Annotated in this window: 13 protein-coding genes; 12 read left to right on the top strand and 1 reads right to left on the bottom strand. The window is 65.0% G+C overall.

The features are described 5' to 3' along the window. Positions 1-30 precede the first annotated feature (30 nt). From KHO41_RS28080 to KHO41_RS28065, 4 genes are all read left to right on the top strand, one after another. The gene (locus KHO41_RS28080) at positions 31-858 is read left to right on the top strand and encodes a class I SAM-dependent methyltransferase (protein ID WP_211956521.1); all 828 of its coding nucleotides are present in this window, start codon (positions 31-33) and stop codon (positions 856-858) included. A gap of 270 nt (positions 859-1,128) precedes the next feature. Continuing rightward, entirely contained in the window at positions 1,129-2,463 is a 1,335-nt protein-coding gene (locus tag KHO41_RS28075) for a DUF1214 domain-containing protein (RefSeq protein WP_211956520.1), read from the top strand. A gap of 231 nt (positions 2,464-2,694) precedes the next feature. Beyond that, positions 2,695-3,057, top strand: coding sequence for a hypothetical protein (locus tag KHO41_RS28070; RefSeq protein WP_211956519.1), 363 nt, complete (start codon positions 2,695-2,697; stop codon positions 3,055-3,057). Positions 3,058-3,149: 92 nt separating this feature from the next. After that, entirely contained in the window at positions 3,150-4,016 is an 867-nt protein-coding gene (locus KHO41_RS28065; RefSeq protein ID WP_211956518.1) for a LysR family transcriptional regulator, read from the top strand. A 16-nt stretch (positions 4,017-4,032) separates the two neighbouring features. Here KHO41_RS28065 and KHO41_RS28060 read toward each other — a convergent pair whose 3' ends face one another. After that, a complete protein-coding gene (locus tag KHO41_RS28060; protein ID WP_211956517.1) occupies positions 4,033-4,272 on the bottom strand; it encodes a hypothetical protein in 240 nt (79 codons plus the stop codon). Positions 4,273-4,467: 195 nt separating this feature from the next. On the opposite strand from KHO41_RS28060, the gene KHO41_RS41975 reads away from it, so the two are divergent. The 8 genes from KHO41_RS41975 to KHO41_RS28020 all read left to right on the top strand — a co-directional run bounded on the left by KHO41_RS41975 (position 4,468) and on the right by KHO41_RS28020 (position 13,518). Then, positions 4,468-4,716: a DUF4160 domain-containing protein gene (locus KHO41_RS41975; protein WP_211956516.1), complete on the top strand. Its 249-nt coding sequence runs from the start codon at positions 4,468-4,470 to the stop codon at positions 4,714-4,716. Continuing rightward, complete coding sequence (locus KHO41_RS28050) at positions 4,703-5,122, top strand: DUF2442 domain-containing protein (protein ID WP_211956515.1); 420 nt, start codon at positions 4,703-4,705, stop codon at positions 5,120-5,122. Before KHO41_RS41975 ends, KHO41_RS28050 begins: the two co-directional genes overlap by 14 nt. A 121-nt stretch (positions 5,123-5,243) precedes the next feature. Beyond that, complete coding sequence (locus KHO41_RS28045) at positions 5,244-6,401, top strand: acyl-CoA dehydrogenase family protein (RefSeq protein ID WP_211956514.1); 1,158 nt, start codon at positions 5,244-5,246, stop codon at positions 6,399-6,401. Between the two features lie 408 nt (positions 6,402-6,809). Next, positions 6,810-8,078 carry a TolC family protein gene (locus tag KHO41_RS28040; protein WP_211956578.1) on the top strand — a complete coding sequence of 423 codons (1,269 nt, stop codon included), beginning with the start codon at positions 6,810-6,812 and terminating at the stop codon, positions 8,076-8,078. Beyond that, positions 8,062-9,270: an efflux RND transporter periplasmic adaptor subunit gene (locus KHO41_RS28035; protein ID WP_211956513.1), complete on the top strand. Its 1,209-nt coding sequence runs from the start codon at positions 8,062-8,064 to the stop codon at positions 9,268-9,270. Before KHO41_RS28040 ends, KHO41_RS28035 begins: the two co-directional genes overlap by 17 nt. Before the next feature lie 13 nt (positions 9,271-9,283). Continuing rightward, on the top strand, positions 9,284-12,403 hold the full coding sequence (locus tag KHO41_RS28030) for an efflux RND transporter permease subunit (RefSeq protein ID WP_211956512.1): 3,120 nt from the start codon (positions 9,284-9,286) through the stop codon (positions 12,401-12,403). A gap of 244 nt (positions 12,404-12,647) precedes the next feature. Next, positions 12,648-13,226, top strand: a complete 579-nt coding sequence (locus KHO41_RS28025; protein ID WP_211956511.1) for a hypothetical protein — start codon at positions 12,648-12,650, stop codon at positions 13,224-13,226. A gap of 88 nt (positions 13,227-13,314) precedes the next feature. Further along, complete coding sequence (locus KHO41_RS28020; protein WP_211956510.1) at positions 13,315-13,518, top strand: CsbD family protein; 204 nt, start codon at positions 13,315-13,317, stop codon at positions 13,516-13,518. Positions 13,519-13,567 lie beyond the last annotated feature (49 nt).

Here is a 13,567-nt window from a genome sequence, read left to right as displayed (position 1 = left end):
CCGCAGCGACTTTCGCCAAGGGAGGGTGCAATGGATCACACGGGGGAGAGTTTCCGTGATTTCGAGCTGGCCGGCTGGGAAGATCCCGGCGTCGTCAGCCGGTACCACGAGCAGCTCACGGTCGTCACCACGCAATCCGTCGATGCCTTGCTCGACAGCGCGCACGTCGGCAGCGGCCAGCGCGTGCTCGATGTGGCCAGCGGCGCGGGCTATGTTGCCGCTGCGGCGGCCCGGCGCGGCGCGGACACGGTCGGCATCGATTTCTCTGCCATGCAGGTAGAGCTGGCACGCAAGACCCATCCAGGCCTGCACTTCGAACAGGCCGATGCGCAGGACCTGCCGTTCGATGCAGACAGCTTCGACGCCGTGGTCAACGGTTTCGGCATGTGCCACCTGACCGATCCCGACCAGGCGCTGCGCGAGGCATTCCGCGTACTGCGTCCCGGCGGGCGCATCGGCTTCACGGTGTGGGACGCGCCCGAACGAGCGATCGGCTTCGGTGCCGTGTACGCGGCGATCCGCGCCTATGGGTCGATGGATGTCGGCCTGCCGGCCGGACCCAACTTCTTCCAGTTCAGCGATCCGTCGCAATGCATCAGCGCCTTGCAGAGCGCCGGCTTCACTGGCGCAGCCTGCCGGCAGGTGCCGCAGCTGTGGCGCTTCTCGGCGCCCGACCAGCTCTTCGACGCGCTGGCACAGGGCACGGTGCGCGCCGCGGCCACCATCCGTGCGCAAAGTCCCAAGGCGCGCGACGAGATCCGAGCCGTGCTGCGCGGCACGGTTGCGTCGTATATGAAGGGCAATGACTTTGTCGTGCCGATGCCGGCGGTGCTGGCGTGGGCGGAGAAGCCCGCCTAATCCACGTAGCCTACGTAACCCGCGCCACAGATCCGCATTGTTGCGCCGTTGCCCCTGCTGCCTCACCGGTAGCGGGGGGCACATTCCTTCGGTACGTGCCGCCAGGCCGCATGCGCGCCGAATCCCATGCAGGCAGTCCGCCGAGCCGAGCGTTTTTCCTGGCTGCGGCCTTGATTGTGTTCCACGCCACACATCCAGGCGCACGGAGTGATTGCACAGCGCGACAAGCTGGCGCAATCTGTGGCATCCCGAGTCCGCCAGGAGACGCGCATGCGACCCCACGCCGCCCTGTTGACCGTCACGGTTGCCGCGTTGCTGTCTGCGTGCGCCCACAAGCAGGAGCCTGCACCGCCGGCAAACACGAGCGCCGACCAGAACGTGGCCGATGCCTATGTCTACCTGCTCGGGCGACTGCTGGTATTGCGACAGGAGCAGGTCGATTTCCAGAAGGAGGGCTTCCGGTGGAACGAGATGCTGCACCGGGACGTCGGCGGCGTAAGCTGGGCCAATCCGAATCTCGACGTGGTGTACAGCGAAGCGTGGATCGGCGTGGATGAACGCACGTGCATGGTGTTCAGCGTGCCGCAGATCAAGGGGCGCTATTACACCGTGCAGTTTCTCAATGGCTGGGGCGAGACGGTTGCCAACATCAACGAGCGCAACTATCCGCAGCGGGCGGCCGCGCGCTATGGGCTGTGCCTGAAGGGCGCGAGTGTACAGCTGCAGCCCGATGTCCGCCGCATTGACCTGCCTGGCAGGACGGCGAGGGTGCTGGCGCGCGTGGAGATCGGCAAGAACCGCAAGCAGGCGGTGCAGCTGCAGCGCCAGATCCAGATCCGCATGACCGGCACGCCGCGCATCGATCCGGTACCGGCCACGCCGGCGTTTGCCAATACGCGGCTGCCGGGCGTGGAGGCATTCGATTCGGCCGCCGTGGCGCTCGACTCGGAGCCCGACATCAATCCGGGCATGGAGCCGTTGCAGGCGCGCGTGCGCCAGATCGCAGCGGACGTGGCGGCTAATCCGGCCCAGCGCGAACGCATTGATCGCGTGATCCGGGACAAGGCCATCCCGCAATTCATGCAGTCGCTGACGACGGAGATCGGGACGCCTCGCAACGGGTGGGCGCGGCCCATGGTCATCGGACAATACGTGAGCGACTACAAAGCCCGCACACGGACCAACTTTGCTGGCATCTGGGCCAACACGGCCCAGGAAGTCGTGTACTTTCAGGGCGCGACCGACGGCGAGGGCGGACGGCTCAATGGCGCCAATACCTACACGATGACCTTCCCGAAGGCCGACCTTCCGGCGGCCCATGTGCGGTACTTCTGGTCTGTCATCGCTGTCGATGCGGTCAATTTCCGCGTGATGGAGAATCCGAAGAAGCGCTACCTGCTCAACAAGGAGTCGCGCCTGCAGTACGGCAGCGACGGCTCGCTGACGCTGTACTTCGCGCCGGAGAAGCCGTCCGGCGCGCCGGATGGCAACTGGTTGCCGACGCCGGGCGGACAGGATTACCACCTGACGTTCCGCACATATGGACCTGATGCTGCCGTGAGCGGCGGCAGCTGGTATCCGCCGCCAATGGTGCGGGCCCGGTAGCGATATCGCTTTCGCTACCGGTATTGGCATCACACAGCGAATTTGTTGGCTCGCAGCCAACACCCCAGACGGCGCCTGTTGGCGCCGTTCGTTCTTCTGGCAGTCGGCAAGTGGCGCAATACGCGCAGGAGGCCCCTTTCTGTCCGTGGCACGGTCATTGCGAAATAAGCGTCGAGCGCGGGCCAACGCTCGATGTCCCAACCGGAGCGATGGCTCCCCAGGAGAACCGCAATGACCACCTATACCGAATCCCCCGAGCCACAGCCGCGCGCCCGTACCGTACTGCGCCGCGCGCGGCGTGCCATGATCCTGCTGCGTGTGTTGGGCATGTGCGCGAACAGCGTAGCGCTGGCGCAAGGCACCTTGCCGGGCCCATCCGCCGTCACGCCCGAGCAGAAGTTTCCGTCAGGCTATCTCGAGGCCGTGGCGACCGGCTATGACAACGGGCAAGCCATGCATCCGGCAGAAGGCGTAGCGCCATTGCGTCCGCGCGCCGCTGTCACGCGTGTTGAACTGCCGGCCGTTTCGTCGCCGATGGGCCAGGTACGTGCCGTCACGACTGCCGCGCCTGTGCCTGCCGTCCCCGCGAGGTGAGTGGCGCGCTCGCCGCCCGGGCATGGTAAGGTTGGCAGCCACGCCGCCGTGCGGCGCATGGCACTCCACCTGTCCAGCCCGCTTCGCTTCGCATGGATATCGAACTTGCCCGCACCTTCCTGCAAGTGGTACGGACCGGCAGCCTTCTTGCGGCGGCCGACAAGCTGCATGTGACGCAGACCGCCGTCACGGCTCGCATCAAGAGCCTGGAATCGCAACTGAATTGCCGGCTGTTCGACCGCAACAAGGCGGGTGCCAGGTTGACGGCCGATGGCCAGCGCTTTCTTGGCTACGCCAGCCAGCTCGTGCAGACATGGGAAGCGGCATGCCGCGACCTGCCGCTGCCCGCCGGGCTCGGCAGCATGCTGACGTTCGGCGCGGAGATCAGCCTGGGTAACCCGCTTGTGCTGCTGTGGGCCACGCGCCTGCGCCAGCAGATGCCGGATCACGCGGTGCGCGCCGAAGTCGGCGATGGCCCGGAGCTGCAACGCAAGCTGCAGTCGGGCACCCTGGACGCCGCGCTGGTCTACCAGCCGGAGTACGCGGCTGGCCTCCACGTCGAGCATCTCATGGAAGAGAAGCTGATCCAGATCCGCTCGACGCAGCGCGCCGGACCCTACGTCTATGTCGACTGGGGGCCAGAATTCCGCCGGCAGCATGACAGCGCGCTGCCAGGGTACGCCAGGTCATCGCTGTACTTCAATCTCGGGCCGCTGGCGCTGCAGTACATCCTGCAGTATGGCGGCAGCGGGTATTTCCGCACGCGGGTTGTGCAGAGCTATCTGGACAGTGGCGTGCTCGAACGTGTCGAGGACGCATCGGAATTCTCGTATCCGGTGTTCCTCGTCCATGCCGGGTCGCCAGGGAGACAAGCCCTGGACGACGCGGTCCGGATTCTCCACGACATCGTGCGTGAAGAATCGGACTGGTCGCAGCGCTGGGATTTTCCGCTGTCTTGAAGGGTGGCCGGGGCGCTCAGGCGCGCACCGGCACCAGGCGCGGGACCGGATGCGCGGCCGGCAAGATGCGCAACCGCCGGATGCGCTTGCCGCCGCCGCGGCGCCTTTGCGTCGCTGCACCCAGACCGGCATAACGCCCATGCTGCTGGGCGCGCTCGAATACCGGCTCCGGCACGGCCATGCCGATCAGGTACGTCACCGTTGCACCAAGCGCTATCAGGCCGAGCGCTCCGGCAATCCACAGGGTGACTTCCATTTCCCGCTCCATGTCGATGTTTTGTATGCATTAAGTATCGGTGCGGGCGGATGGATTGATTAGTGAAAGTTATGTTGGTTTCATATCAATAAGTTTGCATTGAAAGCGGTGATGTCTTATGGCGGCATCGGGAGCGGCGGAATAGGATCGCGCTATGAATCAATAACCCAAGCCGTTTAGGTTTGCTACAATCGAATGCCGACTGTTCTCTTGCTATCCGGACTGCGCGTAGTCGTCTATCCGAATGATCACCGGCCGGCGCACGTACATGTGATCGGGAACGGGTGTGAGGCGGTGTTTCACCTGCATTGCCCGTCCGGACCGCCCGAATTGCGTGAGAACTACCACTTCGGCGCAAGAGACCTCGTGCGGATCATCGAGGGGTTGAGTGCCGGCCTGACTGCCTTGTGCAGGGAATGGAGGACGATCCATGGTGCTTACTGATGCCGAGATTGCCGTAGCCAACGCGCGGGGCGAGGCACGGAAAGCTGCTACGCCGGCAGTGGTCTCCGTGCGCTATGACCGTCGCGTCGGTCGCGTAGTGATTGCGTTGTCGACAGGACTGGAACTGGCATTTCCGCCAACAGCCGTGCAAGGCCTCGAACACGTGCGTCCAGCCGATCTTGTCGACGCACAGATCAGTCCTTCCGGGCTGGGCATTCATTTTCCCCGGATCGACGCTGACCTCTACCTGCCGGCGCTGCTCGAAGGCTTTCTGGGCTCGCGGCGCTGGATGGCGGCCGAATTGGGCAAGCGCGGCGGCGCGAGTGCCAGCGCAGAAAAGGCTGCTGCGGCCCGGCGCAACGGGCGGCTCGGCGGACGCCCTCGCAAGATTGCCGCGGAAGCCTAGCCGCGTGCCGGGGGCGGCCGCACGCCGCACCCAAAATCATCCTTTCCGACGAACCTGACAACGGCCTCAAGGCCGACACTGGTCCGATTCCGTCAGCCAAAAACGAGAAAGGAGACAACCTATGCAACGCCTCATCTTCGACGCGGAACACGAGAGCTTCCGCGAGTCCGCGCGCCGTTTCTACCAGCGCGAGGTTGGTCCGCACGGTGAGCGGTGGCGCGAGCAGGGTTGCGTGGATCGGGACGTGTTCCGCAAGGCGGGGGAGCAGGGCTATCTGCTGATGTGGGCGGATGAGAAGTACGGCGGCGCCGGCGTGGAAGACTTCCGCTACGAGCAGATCCTGATCGAAGAAAACGCGCGCCATGGCGATACGGGCTTCTTCGGCACGCTGCATTCGCGGCTTGTGGCCCCCTATGTCGGCCGCATCGGCAACGAGGAGCAGCGCCAGCGTTTGCTGCCGGCCGCGGCGCGCGGCGAGAAGATCTTCGCCATTGCGATGACGGAGCCGCAGACCGGCTCGGATCTGGCCGGCATACGCACCCGCGCGGAAGACAAGGGCGACCATTGGCTGCTCAATGGTGCCAAGACCTATATCTCGAACGGGCAACTCGCCGACTATGTGGTCGTGGTGGCGCGCACCGATCCGGAACGCAGCCATGGGCTCGGCCTGTTCATCGTCGAGCGTGACATGCCCGGGTTTGAGCGCGGACGCAAGCTGCGCAAGATGGGCCTGCATTCGCAAGATACTTCCGAGCTCTTCTTCGATAACGTCAAGGTGCCGAAGGCCAATGTGCTCGGCGAGCCCGGGCAGGGCTTCCGCTACCTGACGCGCCACCTGGCCGAGGAGCGGCTGATCGGCGCCTGCGGCTACATGGCGTCGGCTCAGGTGGCGTTCGATATCACGTTGGATTACGTGAAGGAGCGCAAGGCGTTCGGCCGGGCGATCGGCACGTTCCAGGACTCGCGCTTCAGGCTGGCGGAGTTGCGTGCACAGCTCGACGCGCTACAGACCTTCGTCGACCAGTGCGTGCTCCAGCACAACGCCGGCACGCTGACGGTCGAGACCGCGGCTTCGGCCAAACTGCTCACGTCGGAACTGCAGGGGCGTGTGGTCGACGAAGGCGTTCAGTTTCACGGCGGCGCGGGCTATATGGAGGAGTACCGCATCTGCCGCATGTACACCGATGCGCGAATCTCCCGTATCTATGCGGGCAGCAGCGAGATCATGAAAGAGATCATCGGCCGAAGCCTCGGACTCGACGACCGGGCAAGGGCATAGCGAGCTCACCGTTACGGATGCACCCATATGGTGCATCCTGTTGGCCGAGCTACTGGGGTTTTCCCTTGATTTTGCGTTTTCGCAGCAATTAGCGTAGTTTTTTGCAAGGATGAAAGCGCTTTGTAATCCGATTCGGTTTGAATGCGGGCGGGAGATCGTGCGAAGGTCCCGGAGATAGCGGAATAACACGCGACCGGAACGCGCCAGACGACGAAATATCGTCAGTTCGGTGCACCAATCGGCGGGCACGGTCGTTTACCTTTGACTGTTGTCGAACCCGAGCCAGATCGAACCGTGCATTTTCCTGTTTCAAGCGCTACTGCTGCCGCCATCGTGGCGGTCGTGGCCGGCCTGACGGCCCCGCTGGCCTATGGGGCCAGCCAGCCGCTGCCGCCCGATGGGCCCTGCATGCCGCCGCCCCCGAAGGCCACCCTGACCCTGGCGCAGGCGCGTCAGGATGCCCTGCGCTGCAACCGCGACATCATTGCCGCGCGCCGCGGCGAGGAAGCGAGCCAGGCGGATATCCAGATCGCTTCGCAGCGCCCGAATCCGGTGCTGAGCGTGGGTGTGCAGAACATCAATCCGCACGCCGGCGTCGGGTCCGGGAACCTGCGCAGCAAGACGGTCGATTCCACATTCCGTGTCGACCAGCTGATCGAGACTGCAAACAAGGGCAACCTGCGCAAAGACGTCGCACAGAAGGCAAGTGTCGCGGCCGGCGAGGCCGTGCAGGCCGTAGTGGCCCAGCAGACCGGCGCCGTCGAGCAGGCGTTCTACGACGCCGTGGTCAGCCAGGAGCGCGTCCAGGTGCTGAGCGAGACGGTGGCGCTCTACACCCGCACGCAACAGGCCAACGAGACTCGCCTGAAAGCCGGCGATGTGTCGCGTGCCGACGTGACCAAGCTCCAGCTCGACAACCTGCGCGCGCAGAACGACATGCGCCAGGCCATGGCAGACCATATGCGCGACAAGGCGCAACTGGCCCAGGCCATGGGCGTGCCGGGCACGCTGGCCGACAACCGCCTCGTGGCGGACTGGCCGTCGCTCGACGAGCCGACCCCGCCGGTCGATCCGGAAATCGCGCAGCGCCGCCCCGACGTGACCGCAGCCGAGGCCCGTCTGGCTGCCGCTGCTTCGGCGCGCGACCTTGCCCGTGCCGGCCGCGTGCCCGATGTGACCGTGGGCGCGCAATACGAGCACTACCCGATTTCCGAAGCCAACACGAACGGCAGTGGCAACAGCTACGGCGTCTTTGTCTCGATTCCGCTGTTCGTGCGCCACAGTAACGGCGGCGAGGCGCGCCGCGCCGAGGTCGACTATTACGCCGCACTCGACGATCGCAACCGCGTGCTGCTCGAGGCGCAGAACGAGGTCGAACGCCTGCGCAACCAGCTCGAAGCCGCGCGCCTGTCGCTGCGGCAGATGCGCGAATCGGTCGTGCCCGCCGCCGAATCGGTAGCGGGAAGCGCCGAATTTGCCTATACCAAGGGCGCCAGCGGCGTGCTCGACCTGCTCGACGCGCGCCGCGCGCTGCGCCAGACCCGGCTCGACGCCGCCAATGCCCAGGGCGACTACGCCAAGGCGCTGTCGGCTTACCGCACGGCGTTGCAGTCCACCACCACTCCCGTCAGCTCCATCCCGAATTCCCAGGTCCGTACCGATGCGCCGCGTCCCTAATCTGCTGTCCGAAGTGTTTCGAGTGTCCCCTGCCGGCTTGCCTGCGCGCGTGGCCGCCTTGTCCCTGTGCGCGCTGGCGCTTGCCGCTTGCGGCAAGGAAGAAGCGCCCAAGGCCGATGATGAACCCAAGGTCACCGGCGAAACCGTCCAGTTCCCGGCGAGCGTCAAGACGTTGCCCGGCATCGCTGGCGAAGCCGCCCGCACCGGTGGCCAGCGCATGCTGAACCTGCCGGGCCGCCTGGGGTGGAACGAAGACAAGACCGTGCGCGTCTCCACGCCGTTTGCCGGCCGCGTGACGGAGATCCTGGTCCAGCCGGGCGCTACGGTAAAGGCGGGCCAGCCGCTGGCAAACCTGACCTCGTCGGACTTCGGCGTGGCCCAGGCCGACGCGCGCAAGGCCGCCGCCGATAGCTCGGTTGCAGCCAAGGCGCTGGCGCGCCAGCGCGAGTTGTACGACGCCGGTGTGGTTGCCCAGAAGGACCTGGAGCAGGCCCAGGGCGACGCCGCACGCACGGCGGCCGACCTGGCGCGCACGCAGGCGGCGCTGCGGCAGTACGGCGGCGCGGCTGGCGACGGTGCCAACCGCTTCTCGCTGCGCAGCCCGATCGACGGACTGGTGGTGGAGCGCAACATCAACCCCGGCATGGAACTGCGCCCTGATCAGCCGCCTACGGCGCCGCTGTTCCTGGTGACCGATCCGACCACGCTGTGGGCGCAGGTCGACGCCGGCGAGGCCGACCTTGGCCTGTTCAAGCCCGGCGTGACCGTGCAGCTCGTCTCTGCCGCCTATCCGGGCGAGACCTTCCCCGGCACCGTGGTGAAGATCGCCGACTATGTCGACCCGACTTCGCGCAGCATCAAGGTGCGCCTTGCCGTGCCCAACGCCGACCGCCGGCTCAAGGCCGAGATGTTCGTGACGGCCAGGCTGCAGGCGGCGTCGTTCCAGGGTATCGCGGTGCCGTCCAAGGCCGTGTTCCTGGCCGACAACCGCAACTATGTCTTCGTGCGCACCGCGCCCAACACCTTCGTGCGCCGCCCGGTGAAGCTCGGCGTGTCGTTGCCGGGTGTCAGCGAGGTGGTCGACGGCATCAAGGATGGCGAAACCGTAGTGACCGAAGGCAATCTCTACCTGCAGGACATCCTGCGCGACGCCACCGCCGTCAACAACGCGCGCGCTGCGGCCAAGCAATAAGGACGGCCGCCAGATGATTTCGCGTATCGTCAATTTTGCCCTGCACCAGAAGCTGTTCGTCTGGCTGGGCCTGCTGATCTTTGTGGGCGGCGGCCTGGCCGCGTTCAAGAACCTGCCGATCGAGGCCTTCCCGGATGTGTCCGACATCCAGGTCAACATCATCACGCTCTACCCCGGCCGCGCCGCGGAAGAAGTGGAGCGCCAGGTGACCATCCCGATCGAAACCGCGATGGCCGGCACGCCGAACTCGGTGCGCGTGTTCTCGCACACGCAGTTCGGCCTGTCGTTCATGATGGTGACCTTCAACGACAAGGCCACCGACGTGACCGCGCGCCAGCAGATCCTGGAGCGCCTGCGCGGCGTGGACCTGCCGGACGGCGTGCATCCCGACCTGGCACCGCTGTCCACGGCAATCGGCGAAATCTACCGGTTCCGCCTGACCGGCAAGGGCTACACCCCGCAGGAGCTGCGCACGTTGCAGGACTGGGTGGTCGAGAAGAACCTGCGCCAGGTGCCAGGCGTGGCCGACCTGGTAACCATTGGCGGCACCACCAAGCAGTATGAGGTGAACCCGAACCTGGCGCGCATGCGCGACGCCAAGATCTCGCTGTCGCAGCTGTTCACCGCGCTGCAGCGCGCCAACTCCAACGCCGGCGGCGGCGCCGTGGCGCACGGCCGCCAGCAGTTCCTGCTGCGCTCGCTGGGCAGCTTCCGTACCTCGGCCGACATTGCCAACGTGGTGGTGGCCGAGAATAACGGCACGCCGATCCTGGTCAAGGATATCGCCGACGTGAAGATCGGCGCGGCGCCGCCGCAGGGCTTGATGGGGCAGGACGACGAAGACGACATCGTCTCGGGCATCGTGGTGATGCGCAAGGGCGAGAACCCGTCGCTGGTGCTCGAAGCGCTCAAGAAGAAGATCGAGCTGCTCGACGACCAGATCCTGCCAAAGGGCGTGAAGATCGTGCCGTACTACGATCGCTCCACGCTGATCGACAAGACGCTGCACACGGTGTTCGGCAACCTGGTCGAAGGCGCGCTGCTGGTGATGGCGGTGCTGTACCTGTTCCTCGCCAACGTGCGCGCGGCGGCCATCGTCGCGCTGGTGATCCCGCTGGCGCTGCTGTCGACGTTCATCGGGCTGACGTGGGTCGGCATCCCCGCCAACCTGCTGTCTTTGGGCGCGATGGACTTCGGTATCATCGTCGACGGCGCGGTGATCGTGGTCGAGAACATCTTCAAGCGCCTCGGCGAACTGAAGGAACAGCAGATCCAGGACAGCAAGGCGCGGCTCTACGCGATCCTGCAGGCCACGACCGAAGTCGGCCGTCCGACCGTGTTTTCGATGGTGATCATCATCGCCGCGCACATCCCGATCTTCACGCTGCAACGGCATGAAGGAAAGATCTTCGCGCCGATGGCTTACACCGTGACCGGTGCGCTGGTTGGCTCGCTGATCATCTCGCTGACCCTGGTGCCGTTGCTGTGCCACCTGCTGCTGAAGAAGAACATCGCGCACGACGACAACTTCGTGGTGCGCCACTGCAAGCGGGTGTACGAGCCGATGCTGGCCTGGGCGCTGGACCACAAGAAGATGGTGGTCGGCGTGGCCCTGGGCCTGCTGGTGGCGACCGTGGGCGTGGGCAAGTTCCTGGGCAGCGAATTCCTGCCCGAACTCGATGAAGGTTCGATGTGGGTCAGCTTCGACCTGCCGGCCTCGGTTTCGATCGATGAGGCGCGCGACCAGGCGCGCAAGCTGCGCGGCGTGATCCGCAAGACGCCGGAAGTCAACACCACGATTTCCAAGGTGGGCCGTCCCGATGACGGTACCGATCCGAAGCTGATCAACACCGTGGAAATTCTTGTCGACCTGAAGAACGACAAGCAATGGCGCGCGGGCTACGACAAGCGCAAGATCATCGAGGAGATCAACCACAACCTGCGCCAGCTGCCGGGCATCGAGCCCAATTTCTCGCAGCCGGTGCGAGACAACATCCTGGAATCGATCTCGCAGATCAAGGGCCAGATCGTCATCAAGGTGCAGAGCGACAGCCTGCAGCACAACAAGCAGGTCGCGGACCAGATCCTGGCCAATGTGCAGTCTGTCAAGGGCGTGATGCGCGCATTCATCGACCGTGACGGCGAACTGCCGCAGTACGTGCTCGAGTTCGATCGTGCCCAGGCAGCGCGCTACGGCATCAACGTGGCCGATGTGCAGGACCTGATGGAAACGGCGCTGGCCGGCAAGGCTGCCACGGAGTTGTGGGAAGGTGAAAAGCACTTCAGCGTCGCCGTGCGCCTGAAGCCGTCGGAGCGCGAGCTGCCGAACCTGCCGAACATCTTCATGCAGACCGCGGATGGCGCGCAGGTGCCGTTGTCGCAGCTGGTGACGTTCCGTGCCGCCTCCGGTGCCATGAACATCAGCCGCGAAAACGGCCAGCGCACGACGTCGATCGGCATCTTCATCCATGACCGCGACATGGGCAGCGTGGTGAAGGACATGCAGGCCCTGGTCAAGAAGAACGTGAATGCCGAAGACGTCAAGATCAGCTGGTCGGGCGAGTTCGAGAACCAGGAGCGCGCCATGGCGCGGCTGTCGATCGTGGTGCCGCTGTCGGTGCTGGTGATCTTCCTGCTGCTGTTCAATGCGTTCAAGTCGTTCAAGAGCGCCACGCTGATCATCTCGAACATTCCGTTCGCGCTGATTGGCGGCGTGTTCGCGCTGTTCCTCACGGGCATTCCGCTGTCGGTGTCGGCGGCCATCGGGTTTATCGCGCTGTTCGGGCAGGCTGTGCTGAACGGGGTGGTGATGGTGACCTACTTCAACCAGCTGCGCGATGAAGGCATGCCGGTGCGCCAGGCCGTGCTGACCGGTTCCATGGACCGGTTGCGCACGGTGCTGATGACGGCGCTGCTGGCCATGCTGGGCCTGTTCCCGATGGCGATTTCGCGCGCCATCGGCGCGGAAACCCAGCGGCCGCTGGCGATCGTCATCATCGGCGGCCTGATTACCGCCACGATGCTGACGCTGATCGTGCTGCCCACGCTGTATGAATGGATGGTCGGAAGGAACTGGCCGGACGAGGAAGTCGACGAACCGAACAACCGGTTGTCGGATTCGCTGTCGTCCTGAAGCCAGATTTCCCCGATGTAACAAGGCCCGTCCCCCCAAGGACGGGCCTTTTGCTTTGGGGACCGTGGCACCAGGGCGCGCGTCCGGAAGCGTGTCCTGTCGGAATCCTCTGACGCACCTTTCGGAACCCCACTTCTGCATGTCGCACGGCACAAAACCTAACCTGAACACATGCGGCGGGCAGTACCCCGCTGTCGGCGATGCCGGCAAATCCCGCCAATCATTCACTTGGAAGGAGCCCGACATGATGAAGAAATGGCTGTCAGCAGCAGTATGTTCGATGATGGTTGCCGCTCCCGCAGGCTTCGCCCTGGCCCAGACCCACACGGGTTCGAAGGCCGACTACGACACTGCGGTCAAGCAGGCCAACGACAATTACAAGGCAGCCACGGGCAAATGCGATGGCATGAGTGGCAATGCCAAGGACGTGTGCAAGGCCGAAGCCAAGCGCGACCGCGATGTCGCCAAGGCCGATGCCGAGGCGGCCCGCGACGGTACGGAGAAGGCGCACGCCAAAGCCCTGAAGACCAAGGCCGACCGCGACTATGACGTGGCCAAGGAAATGTGCGACGACAAGTCCGGCAACGACAAGGACGTGTGCAAGAAGGACGCCAAGACTGCGCATGAGAAGGCGCTCGGTGAAGCCAAGGTAGAGAAGGCAGCCGCGACCGGTACGCGGACCGATGTCGCCGAGGCGCGCCGCGATGCCCGCAAGGACACGACCGACGCCGCTTACAAGGCCGACAAGGAACGTTGCGATGCCATGACCGGCGACAGCAAGGACAAGTGCCAGGCTGACGTGAAGGCCAAGTACGCGCGCTAATCTGGCTGTCCGGCACGGACATACAGATGCCAGCAATCCGCCACCATCGCGGAATATCCGACCCATCGACGACCTCAAGGAGCACCACATGAACTGGGAACAGATCGAAGGCAAGTGGGACCAGGCCAAGGGCAAGATCAAGGAGCAGTGGGGCAAGCTCACCGATGACGACATCGCCCAGATCAACGGCAAGCGCGACCAGCTCGCCGGCCGCATCCGCGAGCGCTACGGCTACACGAAGGAACGCGCCGAAGACGAGATGAAGGCCTGGGAAAACGACTCGCGCTGGTAAGCGCCTGCATCCCGCACAGGGCGGCGGCCGGGTACGGATGTACCCGGCC

This window comes from Cupriavidus numazuensis, assembly GCF_905397435.1.
Classification (GTDB): domain Bacteria; phylum Pseudomonadota; class Gammaproteobacteria; order Burkholderiales; family Burkholderiaceae; genus Cupriavidus; species Cupriavidus numazuensis.
This window is presented reverse-complemented; position numbering and strand designations above follow the sequence as displayed.

Excerpts from the sequence above, each read along its gene's own strand:
- KHO41_RS28075 (WP_211956520.1), top strand. The coding sequence starts at position 1,129 with ATGCGACCCCACGCCGCCCTGTTGACCGTCACGGTTGCCGCGTTGCTG.
- KHO41_RS28025 (WP_211956511.1), top strand. The coding sequence starts at position 12,648 with ATGATGAAGAAATGGCTGTCAGCAGCAGTATGTTCGATGATGGTTGCC.
- KHO41_RS28060 (WP_211956517.1), bottom strand. The coding sequence starts at position 4,272 with ATGGAAGTCACCCTGTGGATTGCCGGAGCGCTCGGCCTGATAGCGCTT.
- KHO41_RS28045 (WP_211956514.1), top strand. The coding sequence starts at position 5,244 with ATGCAACGCCTCATCTTCGACGCGGAACACGAGAGCTTCCGCGAGTCC.
- KHO41_RS28070 (WP_211956519.1), top strand. The coding sequence starts at position 2,695 with ATGACCACCTATACCGAATCCCCCGAGCCACAGCCGCGCGCCCGTACC.
- KHO41_RS28030 (WP_211956512.1), top strand. The coding sequence starts at position 9,284 with ATGATTTCGCGTATCGTCAATTTTGCCCTGCACCAGAAGCTGTTCGTC.
- KHO41_RS28035 (WP_211956513.1), top strand. The coding sequence starts at position 8,062 with ATGCGCCGCGTCCCTAATCTGCTGTCCGAAGTGTTTCGAGTGTCCCCT.
- KHO41_RS41975 (WP_211956516.1), top strand. The coding sequence starts at position 4,468 with ATGCCGACTGTTCTCTTGCTATCCGGACTGCGCGTAGTCGTCTATCCG.
- KHO41_RS28020 (WP_211956510.1), top strand. The coding sequence starts at position 13,315 with ATGAACTGGGAACAGATCGAAGGCAAGTGGGACCAGGCCAAGGGCAAG.
- KHO41_RS28050 (WP_211956515.1), top strand. The coding sequence starts at position 4,703 with ATGGTGCTTACTGATGCCGAGATTGCCGTAGCCAACGCGCGGGGCGAG.
- KHO41_RS28065 (WP_211956518.1), top strand. The coding sequence starts at position 3,150 with ATGGATATCGAACTTGCCCGCACCTTCCTGCAAGTGGTACGGACCGGC.
- KHO41_RS28080 (WP_211956521.1), top strand. The coding sequence starts at position 31 with ATGGATCACACGGGGGAGAGTTTCCGTGATTTCGAGCTGGCCGGCTGG.
- KHO41_RS28040 (WP_211956578.1), top strand. The coding sequence starts at position 6,810 with ATGCCGCCGCCCCCGAAGGCCACCCTGACCCTGGCGCAGGCGCGTCAG.